Origin of the sequence: Kluyvera sp. NPDC087067, assembly GCF_044745165.1 — a bacterium.
Taxonomy (GTDB): domain Bacteria; phylum Pseudomonadota; class Gammaproteobacteria; order Enterobacterales; family Enterobacteriaceae; genus Kluyvera.
This window is the reverse complement of record NZ_JBIUZS010000004.1, coordinates 245,712-262,105: the sequence shown is the minus strand read 5'-3', so window position 1 is coordinate 262,105 and position 16,394 is coordinate 245,712. Positions and strand designations below refer to the sequence as shown.

The 16,394-nt window shown below is 55.4% G+C and carries 15 protein-coding genes; 9 read left to right on the top strand and 6 right to left on the bottom strand.

What is annotated here, in order from left to right:
- Positions 1–109: 109 nt before the first annotated feature.
- Together ybbP and ybbA are read right to left on the bottom strand one after the other, a co-directional pair.
- Positions 110–2,524 carry a putative ABC transporter permease subunit YbbP gene (gene ybbP, locus ACIPDS_RS12815; protein WP_400736202.1) on the bottom strand — a complete coding sequence of 805 codons (2,415 nt, stop codon included), beginning with the start codon at positions 2,522–2,524 and terminating at the stop codon, positions 110–112.
- Positions 2,521–3,207 (bottom strand): putative ABC transporter ATP-binding protein YbbA, encoded by a 687-nt coding sequence (gene ybbA / locus ACIPDS_RS12810; protein WP_400736199.1) that lies wholly within the window; start codon positions 3,205–3,207, stop codon positions 2,521–2,523. Before ybbA ends, ybbP begins: the two co-directional genes overlap by 4 nt.
- Here ybbA and tesA point away from each other — a divergent pair.
- Genes tesA through ACIPDS_RS12795 form a run of 3 tightly spaced genes read left to right on the top strand, consistent with a single transcriptional unit; the run spans position 3,178 to position 5,510 of the window.
- Positions 3,178–3,807 (top strand): multifunctional acyl-CoA thioesterase I/protease I/lysophospholipase L1, encoded by a 630-nt coding sequence (gene tesA / locus ACIPDS_RS12805; RefSeq protein ID WP_400736750.1) that lies wholly within the window; start codon positions 3,178–3,180, stop codon positions 3,805–3,807. The two genes, ybbA and tesA, sit on opposite strands and share 30 nt — an antisense overlap.
- A gap of 22 nt (positions 3,808–3,829) precedes the next feature.
- Positions 3,830–4,597 (top strand): SDR family oxidoreductase, encoded by a 768-nt coding sequence (locus tag ACIPDS_RS12800; RefSeq protein ID WP_166514745.1) that lies wholly within the window; start codon positions 3,830–3,832, stop codon positions 4,595–4,597.
- Positions 4,598–4,655: 58 nt separating this feature from the next.
- A complete protein-coding gene (locus ACIPDS_RS12795; protein ID WP_400736195.1) occupies positions 4,656–5,510 on the top strand; it encodes a co-chaperone YbbN in 855 nt (284 codons plus the stop codon).
- 152 nt (positions 5,511–5,662) lie between these two features.
- Here ACIPDS_RS12795 and fetB read toward each other — a convergent pair whose 3' ends face one another.
- Together fetB and fetA are read right to left on the bottom strand one after the other, a co-directional pair.
- Entirely contained in the window at positions 5,663–6,445 is a 783-nt protein-coding gene (gene fetB, locus ACIPDS_RS12790) for an iron efflux ABC transporter permease subunit FetB (RefSeq protein ID WP_166514743.1), read from the bottom strand.
- Positions 6,438–7,109 carry an iron efflux ABC transporter ATP-binding subunit FetA gene (gene fetA, locus ACIPDS_RS12785; RefSeq protein WP_400736191.1) on the bottom strand — a complete coding sequence of 224 codons (672 nt, stop codon included), beginning with the start codon at positions 7,107–7,109 and terminating at the stop codon, positions 6,438–6,440. The genes fetB and fetA overlap by 8 nt, the downstream gene beginning before the upstream one ends.
- A gap of 127 nt (positions 7,110–7,236) precedes the next feature.
- On the opposite strand from fetA, the gene ACIPDS_RS12780 reads away from it, so the two are divergent.
- Both ACIPDS_RS12780 and ACIPDS_RS12775 read left to right on the top strand, forming a co-directional pair.
- Positions 7,237–8,151: an SPFH domain-containing protein gene (locus ACIPDS_RS12780; RefSeq protein WP_166514741.1), complete on the top strand. Its 915-nt coding sequence runs from the start codon at positions 7,237–7,239 to the stop codon at positions 8,149–8,151.
- A complete protein-coding gene (locus ACIPDS_RS12775; RefSeq protein WP_400736187.1) occupies positions 8,151–8,612 on the top strand; it encodes an NfeD family protein in 462 nt (153 codons plus the stop codon). The genes ACIPDS_RS12780 and ACIPDS_RS12775 overlap by 1 nt, the downstream gene beginning before the upstream one ends.
- Positions 8,613–8,615: 3 nt before the next feature.
- On the opposite strand, the gene cueR is transcribed toward ACIPDS_RS12775, so the two are convergent.
- The gene (cueR, locus tag ACIPDS_RS12770) at positions 8,616–9,026 is read right to left on the bottom strand and encodes a Cu(I)-responsive transcriptional regulator (RefSeq protein ID WP_166514739.1); all 411 of its coding nucleotides are present in this window, start codon (positions 9,024–9,026) and stop codon (positions 8,616–8,618) included.
- A 94-nt stretch (positions 9,027–9,120) separates the two neighbouring features.
- On the opposite strand from cueR, the gene copA reads away from it, so the two are divergent.
- The 3 genes from copA (at position 9,121) to ybaK (ending at position 13,183) form a co-directional block, all read left to right on the top strand.
- Positions 9,121–11,622 carry a copper-exporting P-type ATPase CopA gene (gene copA, locus ACIPDS_RS12765; RefSeq protein ID WP_400736183.1) on the top strand — a complete coding sequence of 834 codons (2,502 nt, stop codon included), beginning with the start codon at positions 9,121–9,123 and terminating at the stop codon, positions 11,620–11,622.
- Between the two features lie 85 nt (positions 11,623–11,707).
- A complete protein-coding gene (locus ACIPDS_RS12760) occupies positions 11,708–12,502 on the top strand; it encodes a TraB/GumN family protein (protein ID WP_400736180.1) in 795 nt (264 codons plus the stop codon).
- A 201-nt stretch (positions 12,503–12,703) separates the two neighbouring features.
- The gene (gene ybaK, locus ACIPDS_RS12755) at positions 12,704–13,183 is read left to right on the top strand and encodes a Cys-tRNA(Pro)/Cys-tRNA(Cys) deacylase YbaK (RefSeq protein WP_166514736.1); all 480 of its coding nucleotides are present in this window, start codon (positions 12,704–12,706) and stop codon (positions 13,181–13,183) included.
- A gap of 155 nt (positions 13,184–13,338) precedes the next feature.
- Here ybaK and ushA read toward each other — a convergent pair whose 3' ends face one another.
- On the bottom strand, positions 13,339–14,991 hold the full coding sequence (gene ushA, locus ACIPDS_RS12750; RefSeq protein WP_400736176.1) for a bifunctional UDP-sugar hydrolase/5'-nucleotidase UshA: 1,653 nt from the start codon (positions 14,989–14,991) through the stop codon (positions 13,339–13,341).
- A gap of 176 nt (positions 14,992–15,167) precedes the next feature.
- Between ushA and ACIPDS_RS12745 the strand changes: the two genes are divergently transcribed.
- On the top strand, positions 15,168–16,388 hold the full coding sequence (locus ACIPDS_RS12745; RefSeq protein ID WP_400736173.1) for an MFS transporter: 1,221 nt from the start codon (positions 15,168–15,170) through the stop codon (positions 16,386–16,388).
- Positions 16,389–16,394 lie beyond the last annotated feature (6 nt).

The following is a 16,394-nucleotide window of genomic DNA, read 5'->3' as shown; positions in this document are numbered from 1 at the left end:
TGTGGAGTAATAAGCCGCGGTGCCGATCCCGGGGTCGGCTTAACGCCTCGCCCGGGCTGCAGGGTAATGTAGCCCGGGCGAACGTAGTGACGCCGGGAATGTAGACGTACTAGCTGGCGAACTGGCGGAACAAGGCGCGGCCTTTCAGGAGTCGCAGCCCCAGGCCCACGCCGCAAAGCGACAGCAACACCGCCCCGCACAGCGGCAATGCCACCCATAAGCGCCAGTCCGGCGACCATGGGAAATCAAACACTTTGCTCTGGAGCATCGCCAATGCGGTTTCAGCACCGATAGCCGCCACCAGGCCAGAAATCGCCCCCAGCAGCGCAAACTCCGCCAGTAACGTCGCGCGCAGCAGCGGCTTGCTGGCACCGAGCGTACGGTAAACCACCAGCTCCTGATGGCGCTGACGCATCCCAACCTGAACCTGCGCGAGCAGCAGCAATACGCCACAAGCGGTCACCAGCACCACCATCACCTCCAGTGCCCGGCTCACCTGCGACAGCACTTGCCCCACCTGTTTTAAAATCGCGCCAATATCGAGCAGGCTTACCGTCGGAAACTCGCGATTGAGCTGGGTCAAAAGCGTAGTACCGCGATCCCAGCGGAAGCTGGTCAGCCAGCTTTGTGGCTGACCATCCAGCGCGCCGTCCGGGAAAATAAAGAAGAAGTTAGGCCGCAGACTCTCCCAATCCACTTTACGGATACTGCTTACGGTGGCGCTGAAGTCCTGAGTATCGCCAGTAAAGGTCACGCTATCGCCGAGGCCAATCTTGAGGCGCTGCGCCAGCCCTTCCTCTATAGACACTTCACCCTTTTTCGGCGGCCAGACGCCCGCCACCAGCGGGTTATGCTGCGGTCGCTGGTTTTGCCAGGTTAAGTTGAGCTCCCGGTTGAGCGATTCATCTTTATTGCCTTCTGTACTGTGGTTATTTATCTGCGTCAGACGGGCGCGGACGATCGGATAGAACGCCGCCGGGATCACCTGATGATCGGCAAGAAAGGCCTTCACCTCGCCGACCTGCTCAGGGGCGATGTTAATCAGGAAATAGTTCGGGCTTTCCGGCGGAAGCTGCTGTTGCCAGCGAGCCAGCAGATCGCCCCGCAATACCAGCAACAGGGCCAGAAGCATGAACGAGAGCGAGAATGCCGCAAGCTGGCTTAACGTTGACCAGGGCTGGCGTAATAAACGGTTGACCGCCAGACGCAAAGGCAGCGCGCGCAGCGTCAGGCGTTTTAGCACTTTCAACAATAGCCAGCCCACCAGGCCACACAGAGCTGCCAGAACCACCGCGCCGGCCAGCACCGACCACAACAGGGGATTTGCGCCCATCAGCCACGCCAGCAGCGCGACCGTCACGGCGCACACCAACGGCAGATAAACTTTTAGCGGCCAGACGTTCGCCACGCTATCCCGGCGCAGCACGCGTAAAGGCTGCGTTGCCAGCAGCAAGCGATACGGGCGCAGCCCAACCAGCATTGAGATCACCGTCATGGATCCCACCGCCCATAGCCACGGCCAGGCGCTGGCAGCAGGTAATGCCGCCGGTAAGACGGGCTTTAACAACATCAGCAGGATGGACTCAAAAGCCAGCCCCATCGCCCCGCCCGCCAGCGCGGACAGCGCCAGCAGCAGCACCCACTGACCGATAATCAGCTTACGCAGTTGCGCCCGTCCGGCCCCCAGCGTTTTGAGGATGGCGACCATATCGTAGCGGCTTCGGCAGTAGTGCCCCATTGCCACCGCCACCGCCGCCACGGCTAAAAGCAGGGTTAACAAGGCCGACAACAGTAAAAACTGCTGGGAACGTTGTAACGATTTGCCCAAGGCACCATCGTCTTTATCCGGGCTCAGCCAGCGGTGTTCGGGCTTGAGTTTTGGCAACAGCCAGCTTTCATAGCTCGCCAGCTGCGTCGGCGTTCCCGCGAACTTATAGCTCCAGCTCACCCGGCTGCCGGGCTGCACCGCCCCGGTCTTCGCCACATCCGCCAGGTTCATCATCAGGCGTGGCGCCATCTGGAATGGATTAAAGCCGCTGTCCGGCTCCTGTGTCACCTCTCCGGCAATCCGTAAGGTGGCGTCACCCACGTCAATGTTATCGCCGGTTTTCAAATTCAGCAGCGCCATCAGACGCGGCGCCATCAGCACCGTACCCGCCTGCGGCTTAACGTTGGCCGGTAACGTTTCCAGCTCACCGTACAGCGGGTAGCTGTCGTCTACCGCTTTAACATCCGCCAGCTGTGGGGTATCACCCGCCCAGGTCATGGTGGAGAAGTTAATCTGCTCGCCAACCGTCAGTCCCACCGAACGCGCTTTCTCCAGCCATTCATGTGGCACTTCGCGCGAACTGCGCAGCGCCCGGTCGCCCGCCATATATTCACGGCTTTGTTGACTCAGCCCTTTATTCATACGATCGCTGATGCTGCCGAGCGCCAGCACGCAGGCCACCGCAAGGCTTAACGCCAGCCAGACAATCAGCAGCGATGGCGAACGCCATTCGCGCCAAAACCAGCGTAAAATCATGCTTCCTCCTGGAGCTGTCCATCCACCAGCCGTAAACGGCGGTCACAGCGTGCGGCCAGTTGAGGGTCATGGGTGACGAGGATAAGCGTGGTGCCGTGCTCGCGATTCATCGAGAACAGCAGGTCAGCGATTTTGTCGCCGGTCTGGCGATCAAGATTGCCGGTCGGCTCATCGGCAAACAGCAGTTCCGGGCGACCGTTAAAGGCACGCGCCAGCGCCACACGCTGCTGTTCGCCACCGGAAAGCTGTGCCGGAAGATGATGCAGACGCTTGCCCAACCCCAGCTGTTCAAGCAACGCTTTCGCCCCCTGGCGGCTCTGAGCGTCACTTTCGCCTCTGAGTAAGGCGGGCAGTTCAACATTCTCCTGGGCATTGAGCGTCGGAATCAACATAAAGGACTGAAAGACAAAGCCAATATGCCTGGCACGTAAACGAGCGCGCGCCTCTTCATCCATTTTCCCCAGCGATTGTCCCAGCAGTTTCACCTCGCCGCTGCTGCCATCATCCAGCCCGGCGAGAATCGCCAGCAGCGTCGACTTACCGGAACCCGACTCGCCAATTAAAGCAAGGGTTTGTGCCGGTTTGACAATCAGGTTAACTCCGGTAAGGATGGAAAGCTCATGCTCCCCCTGACCGACGGATTTCTTAAGATGATGAACTTCAAGTACGTTTTCCGCTGGCATTTGCCTGTCCTGTTTGTAATTTTGTTAAGCTTTCGCGCCGCGGCGGCGGACACGCTATTAGTGCTCGGCGATAGCCTGAGCGCCGGCTATCGCATGGCGGGCAACACCGCATGGCCCGTCTTATTGAACGATAAATGGCAGCCCAAAATCACCGTTGTCAATGCCAGCATCAGTGGCGACACCGCCCAGCAAGGGCTGGCTCGTTTGCCGGGACTTCTCAAGCAACACCATCCGCGCTGGGTACTGGTTGAGCTTGGCGGTAACGACGGACTGCGCGGTTTTCCGCCACAGCAGGTCGAAAGCACCCTGCGCACTATCTTGCAGCAGCTTAAAGCCGCTGACGTTCAACCGTTTTTAATGCAAATTCGTCTGCCCGCAAACTATGGACGCCGCTATAATGAGGCCTTTAGCGCCGTGTACCCAAAACTCGCCAGCGAATTCACTATTCCACTGCTGCCCTTCTTTATGGAAGAGGTCTACCTCAAACCGCAGTGGATGCAGGATGATGGCATTCATCCCAACCGTGACGCCCAGCCGTTTATTGCCGACTGGATGGCGACACGTCTGGCTCCATTAGTTAATCACGACGCCGGAAAGTAAAGCGGTGTCTTCAGGTAAAGTTATGCAAAAATCGGTCTTAATTACAGGATGTTCCAGCGGGATTGGCCTGGAAAGTGCGCTTGAGTTAAAGCGTCAGGGGTTTCACGTACTGGCTGCCTGCCGCAAACCCGATGACGTTAGACGCATGGACGGCATGGGGCTGACCGGCATTTTGCTTGATCTGGACAGCCCGGAGAGCGTGGATAACGCTGCGGATCAGGTGATTGCCCTCACCCACAATCGCCTCTTTGGCCTGTTTAATAATGCGGGCTACGGCGTTTATGGCCCGCTGGAGAGCATTAGCCGCGCGCAGATGGTGCAGCAATTTTCCGCCAACTTTTTTGGCGTCCACCAGCTGACTATGCGCCTGTTGCCTGCCATGGTGCCGCACGGCGAAGGGCGTATCGTCATGACGTCATCAGTGATGGGCTTGATTTCAACCCCAGGCCGCGGCGCTTACGCCGCCAGTAAATACGCGCTGGAAGCATGGTCTGATGCCCTGCGTATGGAGTTGCGTCACTCCGGTGTGAAGGTCAGCCTGATCGAACCCGGCCCTATCCGCACCCGCTTTACCGAAAATGTGAATCAAACCAGCGATAAAACGGTTGAGAACCCCGGTATTGCCGCACGCTTTACCCTTGGCCCGGACGCGGTAGTCGCCAAAGTGCGCCACGCATTTATCAGCGATAAGCCTAAGCTGCGCTATCCGGTGACGTTAGTGACCCACGCCGTGGGCTGGCTCAAACGTCTGTTGCCAGGGCGATTGATGGACAAAATTCTGCAAGGCTAGGTTGAAGTGCACACTTTTGCCCTCATCTCGAATACAAACTGACTATAGAGAATGACTTATGTCCGTACAGAATATCGTAAACATTACAGAAGCTAACCTGCACCAGACTCTGGAGCAGTCGGCTTCCATTCCGGTGCTGTTCTATTTCTGGTCTGAACGTAGCCAGCATTGTCTGGAGCTCACGCCGGTGCTGGAAAGCCTGGCCGCGCAGTACAACGGTCAGTTTATTCTGGCGAAAGTTGACTGTGACGCCCAGCAATTGGTCGCTTCCCAGTTTGGTCTGCGCGCAATCCCTACCGTTTACCTGTTCCAGAACGGGCAGCCGGTTGACGGCTTCCAGGGGCCACAGCCGGAAGAAGCGATTCGTGCGCTGCTGGAAAAAGTGCTGCCGCGTGAAGAAGAGTTGAAAGCGCAGCAGGCGCTGGCACTGATTCAGGAAGGCAATCACGCCGAAGCGCTGCCGCTGCTCAAAGATGCGTGGCAGCTTTCAGGTCAGGATAGCCAGATTGGCCTGTTGCTGGCAGAAACGCAGATTGCGCTGAACCGTTCTGAAGATGCCGAAGCGGTGCTGAAAACTATTCCGCTACAGGATCAGGATACCCGTTATCAAGGCTTGCTGGCGCAGATTGAGCTGCTTAAGCAGGCGGCAGATACGCCAGAGATTCAACAGCTTCAGCAGCAGGTTGAGCAGAATCCAGATGACGCAGAACTGGCGTCTAAACTGGCGCTGCAGCTGCATCAGGTTGGGCGTAATGAAGAAGCGCTGGAGCTGCTTTTCAGCCATTTGCGTAAAGATCTCGGCGCGGCCGACGGTCAGGCGCGCAAAATGTTGCAGGAAATTCTGGCGGCGCTCGGTACGGGCGATGCGTTGGCATCGAAGTATCGTCGTCTGCTTTATTCGCTGTTGTACTAACGGTGCGATCCCGGCGGCGCTGCGCTTGGCCGGGCTACCAATAATCTGCAATCGGGCGGGATATGCCGCCATCCGACAACGACGCTGCGTTATGCCTGGTCGGGCTACCAATAACAAGTAGCCCGGCCAAGCGCAGCGCCGCCGGGAATCCCTCATGCACTCTTCTTCAACTGCGTCACGACTAATTGATGGCGAGCGTTGTAAAATTTCCGATAGGTCAGGTAACAGGCAATAATCGTTGACAGACTGGCGGTAGACAGCAGCATAAACGTCACCATTATCTGATACTTAATCGCTTTCACCGGATCAATACCGGCAAAAATCAGCCCCGACATCATTCCCGGCAAGCTCACCAGCCCCACGGTTTTCGCTGAATCCACGGTGGGGATAAGCGAAGCGCGAATACTTTCGCGAATAAGCCGCGCTGAGGCCATTTTCGGCGTTGCCCCCAGGCTTAACTTCTCCTGAATCTGCTGCTGTTCAGCGCTAAAGCGCTGTCCCAGATTGTTGTAGCACAGCCCCACGGCAATCATCGCGTTACCGGCGATCATCCCGGAAATAGGGATAACCTGCATTGGCACAAAGGCAATCGAGCCGGAAAACACCAGCACCGCCAGCGTCAGCCCCGCTCCGGTGGTGATGGCGATAAATGAGGAAACAAACGCGTTGCTGATATATTTACTGCGCTTTTGCGCGTTGTAGGCGGCGTTAAAGCAGATAAACAGCACCATACACAGCGTCAGCACCGCGTGATTAACGTTAAAGATATACTTCAGCACGTAGCCAACAATCACCAGTTGCACGACCGCCCGGCAGATACTCCAGATAATGTCTTTTTCCAGCGCCAGTTTTTCCCGGTAGCTGACCAGTACGGCGATAAGCACCAGCACCATCGACAGGGCTAACGATTCGTTAGTAATAATATGATCATTCATGATGAGCCTCCTGCACGCTTGCATGGTGGGATGGCAGCGTTATTACCTCATCCGCATGACTTATTTCATCTTTATCGTGCGTCACCCATAGCACCGCCACCTGCTTATCGCGCACGTAGCGATGAATAATGTCGTTGACGTTCTTTTTATTCTGCTCGTCGAGCGCGCTGGTAATTTCATCGAGCAGCAGCACTTTAGGCAGAAATTGCAGATTACGAATTAACGACACCCGCTGCTTTTCTCCCCCTGAGAGTTCGTTAATCGATTTAGAGAGCGTCTCTTCGGTCAGGCCAAATCGCGTAAGCTGTGCGAGAAAGCGGTCTGGTTGCGGATTCTGCTGGCGAATTTGCCACGGGAAAATAAGGTTGTCATAAACCGTATCGCCAAATAGCGCGGGCGTTTGCGCGCAATACGACACCTGCTGACGATACGTTTCCGGCGAGAGCGTATTAATATCTTTGCCTTCAAAGAGGATCTCCCCGGCGCTGGGGGAAAGCAGCGAGGCCACTATCTTTAGCAGCGTGCTTTTACCACAGCCCGACGGCCCGGTAATCAGCTTAAACTCGCCGGGCGCAAGTTTAAGGTTGACCTCTTTAAGAATGGTATTCCCACCAATATCAAAGCTCACATTCTGGAGCTGTAAAATAGCGTTATTATCCTGCATGGCCTTCCATTGTCCTGATTCGTACTTTTAGTTCCCTTAGTGTAACGCCAATTAATTTCGGGGGGCGAATTTCACCGCCATTGCCGATATACTTGTTGACGTTACGGACAGTTAAACAGGAGGTTTTATGCTGGTATTTATCCCTATTCTTATCTTTGTGGCGTTAGTGGTGGTTGCCGCTGGTGTCAAAATCGTGCCACAAGGCTATCAATGGACGGTTGAACGTTTTGGGCGCTATACCAAAACGCTGCACCCGGGTTTGAGCCTGGTGGTACCGTTTATGGACCGCATCGGTCGCAAAATCAATATGATGGAACAGGTCCTCGACATCCCATCTCAGGAAGTCATTTCTAAAGACAACGCCAACGTATCTATCGATGCCGTCTGCTTTATTCAGGTGATTGATGCACCTAAAGCGGCCTATGAAGTAAGCAACCTTGAGCTGGCGATTATCAACCTGACGATGACCAACATTCGTACGGTGCTCGGTTCGATGGAGCTCGACGAAATGCTCTCCCAGCGCGATAACATCAATACGCGCCTGCTGCATATTGTTGATGAAGCCACCAATCCCTGGGGCATCAAAATCACCCGTATTGAAATTCGCGACGTGCGCCCACCGGCTGAGCTGATTGATGCAATGAACGCGCAGATGAAAGCGGAACGTACCAAACGTGCTTACATTCTGGAAGCCGAGGGGATTCGTCAGGCGCAAATCGTTAAGGCTGAAGGTGAAAAACAGGCGCAAATCCTGACTGCCGAAGGTGAGCGTCAATCAGCCTTCCTGCAAGCAGAAGCGCGTGAACGTTCGGCGGAAGCTGAAGCCCAGGCAACCAAAATGGTTTCTGAGGCGATTGCCGCCGGTGACATCCAGGCGATCAACTACTTCGTCGCGCAGAAGTATACCGACGCGCTACAGCAAATTGGTTCTGCTAATAACAGCAAAGTGGTGATGATGCCGCTGGATGCCAGCAGTCTGATGGGCTCGATTGCCGGGATTGCCGAACTGGTTAAAGACAGCGCAAGCGACCGGAAATCATAATGATTGCCCTTATTCTGGCGCACCCTCACCTCTTTTGGTTAAGCCTTGGCGGCCTGCTGCTGGCAGCAGAAATGCTCGGCGGCAGCGGCTATTTGCTGTGGAGCGGCATGGCGGCGGCGGTCACCGGGTTACTGACCTGGGTACTGCCGATTGGCTGGGAGTGGCAGGGTACGCTTTTTGCGGTGCTCACGCTGCTGGCAGCCTGGCTATGGTGGAAATGGTTAAGCCTGCGGAGCGGACGTCAGCGTCCGAACGAAAGCCGACTTAACCAACGCGGTCAGCAGCTTTTGGGGCAACGCTTTACGCTCGATAACACGCTGGTCAACGGGCGCGGTCATATGCGCGTCGGCGACAGTTCGTGGCCGGTCGTGGCTGATGACGATCTCCTGGCGGGCAGCAAAGTAGAAGTGATTGCGGTGGAAGGGATAGTCTTGCGCATCAGACTCGTCCCTTCGCGTTAAGTATCAGGCCTGGGCTTTACGATGGCAGCAGCCGGACAGATTATCAATAATCGGACAGTCGGCGCTGTCATCGCCCGGGCACGATGCCGCAAGCGTGAGAAGCTGGTCGCGCATCGCCTGTAAATCGCTGATGTGCCGCTCGATATCGGCCACTTTCTGTAGCGTATAGGCCTTCACATCTGCACTGTGACGCTTGGGGTTATTAAACAGATTCACCAGCTCGCCGCATTCTTCCAGATTAAATCCTACCTGTCGCGCCTGGCGTAGTAACGTAAACTCATCAAGGTGCTTTTGCGTATAGCTGCGGTAGCCGTTCTCGCTGCGCAGCGGCGGCGTCACCAGCCCCTTCTCTTCATAAAAGCGAATGGCTTTACTGGTTAAGCCGGTTTTTTTGGCAACATCACTGATATTCACTTTTCCCCCTTGACCTTCCCCTTGCTGGAAGGTTTAACCTTCATAACTGTAGACCAAAACAGATTATTGGTCATTCATTATTGAGGAACGTGATATGTCTCATACCATCGATCTGGCACTGGACGGTCTGTCCTGCGGCCACTGCGTGAAACGCGTGAAAGAGAGTCTGGAACAACGCCCTGACGTCGAACAGGCAGACGTCACCATTGAAGCTGCGCACGTTATCGGCAGCGCCAGCGCTGAATCGCTCATCGACACCATTAAACAAGCCGGTTACGGCGCGGAGCTAAGCCACCCAAAGGCTAAACCGCTGGCAGAGTCATCACTCCCGTCGGAAGCACTGACAGCGGCCACCCCTGAGCTTCCGGCAGCACAGGATATCGATGACAGCCAACAATTGCTGTTAAGCGGAATGAGCTGCGCCAGCTGCGTCTCCCGGGTACAAAAGGCGCTGCAAGCCGTACCGGGCGTCGTACAGGCACGGGTAAACCTGGCGGAGCGCACGGCCCTCGTGATGGGCAATGTCTCCGCCAGCGATTTAGTGCAGGCCGTTGAGAAAGCTGGCTACGGCGCGGAAGCGATTGAAGACGACCTTGAGCGCCGTGAACGTCAGCAGGAAACGGCGCTGGCGACCATGAAGCGTTTTCGCTGGCAGGCGATTGTCGCCCTGTTGGTCGGTATTCCGGTGATGGTGTGGGGGATGTTCGGCGACAACATGATGGTCACCGACGATAACCGTTCACTGTGGTTGGTTATCGGCCTTGTCACCCTTGCAGTGATGGTTTTTGCAGGCGGTCACTTTTATCGTAGCGCCTATACAAGCCTGAAAAATCGCACCGCCACCATGGATACGCTGGTTGCGCTCGGCACGGGTGTAGCGTGGCTGTACTCCATGAGCGTCAACCTGTGGCCACAGTGGTTCCCAATGGAAGCCCGCCACCTCTATTATGAAGCCAGCGCCATGATTATCGGCCTGATTAACCTCGGGCATATGCTGGAAGCGCGAGCACGTCAGCGTTCGTCCCGGGCGCTGGAGAAATTACTCGATCTCACGCCGCCTACCGCGCGCGTGGTGACCGACGAGGGTGAAAAAACCGTGCCGCTGGCGGAAGTCCAGCCTGGCATGATCCTACGTCTGGCAACCGGTGACCGCGTGCCGGTGGATGGTGAGATTAATCAGGGCGAAGCCTGGTTTGATGAAGCGATGCTGACCGGCGAACCGATCCCACAGCAAAAAAGCGACGGCGACACCATTCACGCCGGTACCGTTGTGCAGGACGGTTCTGTCCTGTTTTGCGCCAGTGCGGTCGGCAGCCATACCACGTTGTCACGCATTATTAAGATGGTGCGTCAGGCGCAAAGCAGCAAGCCGGAAATTGGCCAGCTTGCCGACAAAATCTCGGCGGTGTTCGTGCCGGTGGTCGTTGGTATCGCCATTTTTAGCGCCGCCATCTGGTACTTCTTTGGCCCCGCACCGCAGATTGTCTATACCCTGGTGATTGCCACCACGGTACTGATTATCGCCTGTCCGTGTGCGTTAGGTCTGGCGACGCCGATGTCCATTATCTCCGGCGTCGGTCGCGCTGCGGAATATGGCGTACTGGTGCGGGATGCCGACGCGTTACAGCGTGCCAGTGAGCTGACAACGCTGGTATTTGATAAAACCGGCACCCTGACCGAGGGCAAACCGCAGGTGGTGGCGGTGAAAACGCTCGGCGCTATCAGTGAAGCCACCGCCCTGCGTCTGGCCGCTGCGCTGGAGCAAGGTTCCAATCATCCGCTGGCGCGCGCCATTATGGAAAAAGCCGCGCAAAAATCGTTGCCACAGGTGAGTGCATTCCGCACGTTACGCGGTTTAGGGGTTAGCGGCGAGGTGGACGGGCATCGTTTGCTGCTGGGTAACCAGGCGTTGATGCACGAGGAGCAGGTCTCGACTCAAGAACTCGACGATGAGCTGGCCCAACAGGCAGCGCTTGGTGCGACGCCGGTGCTCTTAGCCATCGATGGTCAGGCCGCCGCGCTGTTCGCTATCCGCGATCCGCTGCGCAACGATAGTGTTGCCGCATTGCAGCGCCTGCACCGCGAAGGTTATCGTCTGGTGATGCTCACCGGTGATAACCCGGTCACGGCCAAGGCCATTGCCAAAGAAGCGGGTATTGATGAGGTGATTGCGGGCGTACTGCCAGACGGTAAAGCACAAGCGATTATTGATTTACAGGCCCAGGGGCAGAAAGTGGCGATGATCGGTGACGGTATTAATGATGCCCCTGCGCTGGCGCAAGCCGATGTAGGCATCGCCATGGGTGGCGGTAGCGATGTCGCCATTGAAACGGCGGCTATCACCCTGATGCGTCACAGTCTGGTTGGTGTGGCGGATGCGCTGGCCATCTCCCGCGCCACGCTGCGCAACATGAAGCAGAACCTGCTGGGTGCATTTATTTATAACTCGCTCGGCATTCCGATTGCCGCCGGGATCCTGTGGCCGCTGACCGGCACGCTGCTGAATCCGGTGGTTGCAGGTGCAGCGATGGCGCTTTCGTCGATTACGGTGGTGAGTAACGCTAACCGCCTGCTGCGGTTTAAACCGAAGCAGTAATCTCCCCGTCCCCCCGTCACGGGGGACGCATTTGCACCTTTTCTTGCATCGCGCTAGCATGAGATTTTGGCTTCAGGGAGCGCGAATGAGTCTGGTAATTCACCTACAACGCCTGTGGCGCGCCCTGCGTGGTTCGCCCTACAGTTGGCCTGCGATTGACGTTTCCCTGCCCGGCGGTCGCCACTTGCATCTCATCGGCAGTATTCATATGGGGACGCGTGATATGGCCCCGCTTCCCGCCAGACTCATCAAGAAATTACGTCAGGCCGATGCCCTGATTGTCGAAGCGGATATTTCGGGTAACGACACGCCGTTTAGCAATCTGCCGGTCTGCCCGCCGCTTGACGAAAGGCTTAACGAGACGCAGCTTGCCTGCCTGGAAAAACTGGCGGATGAACAAGGTTTACCGCTGTCTCGTTTTGATAGCCAGCCGCTGTGGCAGATAGCGATGGTGCTTCAGGCAACGCAAGCGCAAAGATTGGGGCTGCGGCCGGATTACGGCATCGATTATCAGCTTTTAACGGCCGCTCGTGAAAGCGCGCTACCGGTAAAAGAGCTGGAGGGCGCTGACAGCCAGATTGCGCTGCTGTGCCAGTTGCCCGACGGCGGCATGGCGCTGCTTGATGATACGCTCACCCACTGGCATACCAATGCGCGCTTGTTGCAGGTGATGATTGGCTGGTGGCTACAACAGCCGCCGTCGAACGGGACGGCTTCGCTGCCCAATACCTTCAGCCAGTCGCTTTATGATGTGTTGATGGTGAAACGCAATGAGGCCTGGCGCGACAGCCTGCAGGCGCTGCCGCCGGGGCGCTACGTGGTGGCCGTTGGGGCGTTACATCTTTATGGCGAGGGCAATCTGCCGCAGATGTTGAAATAAAAAAATGGCCAATATTTCTATTGGCCCGTCAAAGAGGAATTTCATCATTATTATTATCCCGGCGTTTTCACTCCGGATCCTTCGATTGTCGCTCAAAGTTACCGCAACTGCCAAGACCTATTGCGCAAGATTATACTATTTTTTAGTCCGCTTTCGGGCGTATGCTGGCCTCATATCTCGTTAGAAGTAAGAAGGAAGGCTATGACTCCCGCCGTTAAGTTACTCGAAAAGAACAAAATCCCGTTTAGCATCCATACCTACGATCACGATCCCAATGAGACAAACTTTGGCGATGAGGTGGTGCGTAAATTAGGCCTTAACGCCGATCAGGTTTATAAAACGTTGCTGGTAGCCATGAACGGCGATATGAAGCAGCTTGCTGTTGCCGTGACGCCGGTCGCCGGGCAGCTAGATCTGAAGAAAGTGGCCAAAGCGCTCGGCGCGAAAAAAGTCGATATGGCCGATCCGCTGGTGGCTCAGCGCGTGACCGGTTATCTGGTCGGTGGGATCAGTCCATTAGGGCAGAAAAAAAGGCTACCGACGGTCATTGACGCGCCATCGCAGGAATTTAGCTCTATCTTTGTGTCCGGCGGTAAACGCGGGCTGGATATTGAACTGGCGGCGGTGGATTTGGCGAAGATCCTTGGCGCAACGTTTGCGGATATTGCGCGTCGGGATTGAGGGTTATCCCAGGGGGCGCTTGCGCTCGCCTGTGTAAACCCGGCGGCGCTGCGCTTGGCCGGGCTACGTTCGTGCATATTGGTAAACCGTGCGAACGAATGTTTGCATATTTGTCGCCCGGCCAAGCGCAGCGCCGCCGGGAACGACTCAAAACCTTACTGCCAGCTCACTTCACCTTTCGGTTCGTAAGCATTCACATCCAGCGGTGAATTTTGCTCAATATACTGTTTGAGCACCTCAGCATCGATAAAACCGGTATTCACATACCCCGATTTGGTATCAATTTTTGGATAACCATCGCCACCGGTGGCGTTGAAGCTAAGCGTTGCCATACGATAAGTTTTCGCAGGATCAATCGGTTCACCTTTGATTTTCAGGTCGTTGAGCTTTCCCCCCTTCGCCACAAAGCTCACGTTGGCAAACTGCGGGTAAGCACCGGAATCCGGCTTCATCTGAGCCACGGCGGTCAGGTACTCAATGACTTCTTTCCCACTCATGTCAGCGTAAACCACCACGTTGCCAAACGGCTGTACCTTCAGCACGTTCTTATAGGTGATATTGCCCGACTCAATAGAATCGCGAATACCGCCACCGCTCATGACGCCGAAATCAGCGCCGGTGCGCGCCATTTGCGCCGCCAGAATCAGACGTCCCATGTTGGTCTGCACAAAACGAACTTTGCTGCGGTCACCTTCCAGTTGCCCGTTGACGCTGCCCACTTTGACGTCCAGCTGCGCTTTCCCTTTGCTCTGGAAAGGCGTTAGCAGGGAGAGCATCTGTGGGCTTTCAGGGATTTGCGGGGTGTAAAGTACGCGCTCACTCTGCCCGTTGTCGTAGGTCACTTTCTTCTTCAGATTGACCGGGATCAGCTGATAATGCACCAGCTTCATCTCGCCGTTACGGAATTCAAAGTCCGCACGGCCGACGTATTTACCCCATTCATGGGCCTGAACAATCCAGATACCGTTTTGTTTATCCGGCGCACAGAGGGTGCCAGGAACATAATCCACCTGCTTTTTATTCTCTGACGCCATACACACAGGATCTTGTGAGTGACCGCCCACAATCATCGCCAGAGAGCCTGCTGGCAGGCTGCGCGCCATCTCTACATCGCCCGGTGCGTTAGAACCGTGTTCGCCGTTATCGTAGTGACCCATATGGGTCGTCGCCAGAATGAGGTCTGGCTTCTCATTTTGCTGTAGCTCCTGAATCACCAGTTTGGCTTCGTCCGCCGGTTTGCGAAATTCGATATCGGTAAAATATTCCGGGTTACCGATTTTCGCCGTATCGTCGGTGGTTAAACCAATTACGGCAATTTTCAGATCCTGGCGTTTAAACAGCGCCCAGGGTTTAAACAGGCGTTCACCGGTACTTTTCTGGTAGATATTGGCGGAGAGGAACGGGAATTTGGCCCATTTTTCCTGCTGGCGCAGCACGCTCATCGGATTATCAAATTCGTGGTTACCGACCGCCATTGCGTCATAACCGACCAGATTCATGCCGCGAAAGTCCGGTTCAGCATCCTGGAGATCGGATTCCGGTACACCGGTGTTGATATCCCCGCCGGAGAGCAGTAGCACGCTGCCGCCTTCTGCAGCCACCTCTTTACGGATGCCATCCACCAGCGTTTTTTGCGCCGCCAGGCCGTATTCACCATATTCACTGCGCCAGAAGTGCCCGTGATGATCGTTGGTATGCAAAATGGTGATTTTATAAGTTTTATCTTGCTGGTAAGCCTGTGCCGGTAAGCTGGTGACAGATAATGCTGCCAGCATCGCCAACGCCACGCCCCGTTTGACGAATCGCATAATTCTCTCCCTGAGTGAATAACAACCGCAGAAATTACAACGCTCTGAAATATTAGTCTAATTTGTTTTCAGAAATGAGACTTCCTTCAAACGTCTTAGGCAGGTATCTTAGTCTGATAATAATTATTAAAGCGTATATATCCCCAACATCGCTCGATAAATGACAAGTGGAATCTATGGCAATCTCTGAAACCAGCCCTAACCGGCCTGGCCCTTCTGCGTCCTCGCAACAGGGTCGTACTGCATTTGGCATCCTGGGAGCAATCAGCCTCTCCCACCTGCTAAACGACATGATTCAGTCGCTGATACTGGCAATCTATCCGCTGCTGCAATCAGAGTTTTCACTCTCCTTTGTGCAGATAGGCATGATCACGCTGACCTTCCAGCTCACCTCGTCCCTATTCCAGCCCGTTATCGGCTACATCACCGATAAACGCTCAATGCCGTGGTCTTTGCCGGTGGGGATGTGCTTTACGTTAAGCGGTCTGGTGCTGCTGGCGCTGGCAGGAAGCTTTGGCACCGTTTTACTGGCCGCAGCGCTTGTCGGTACCGGTTCATCGGTATTCCACCCGGAATCCTCCCGCGTTGCCCGTATGGCTTCCGGCGGACGTCACGGGTTGGCGCAGTCTATTTTCCAGGTTGGCGGCAATTTCGGCAGCTCATTGGGGCCATTGCTTGCAGCGGTAATCATCGCGCCTTACGGTAAAGGAAATGTGGCCTGGTTTGTTCTTGCCGCCCTGCTGGCGATTGTCGTGCTGGCCCAGGTTAGCCGCTGGTATGCCGCACAGCATCGTATGAACAAAGGCAAGCCTAAAGCGCCGATTATCAATCCGCTGCCTAAGAACAAGGTTATCCTGGCGGTTTGCATCCTGTTAATGCTGATTTTCTCCAAATACTTCTATATGGCGAGCATTAGCAGCTATTACACCTTTTATTTGATGCAAAAATTCGGATTATCGGTACAAAATGCCCAGATACATTTGTTTGCGTTCCTGTTCGCCGTTGCCGCAGGTACGGTGATTGGTGGCCCTGTAGGCGATAAAATCGGGCGTAAATATGTTATTTGGGGCTCTATCCTCGGCGTTGCGCCTTTCACCCTCCTTTTACCCTATGCAACCCTGTGGTGGACCGGTATTTTGACGGTGATTATTGGATTTATCCTTGCCTCAGCATTTTCCGCCATCCTGGTGTACGCTCAGGAGCTATTACCAGGGCGAATTGGCATGGTTTCTGGCCTATTCTTCGGTTTCGCCTTCGGCATGGGAGGCTTAGGGGCTGCGGTGTTGGGGCTGGTAGCCGACCACACCAGCATCGAATTGGTCTATAAAATATGTGCTTTCCTACCACTTATTGGGATGTTGACCATATTCTTACCTGATAACCGGCAAAAACACTAAGTTCCC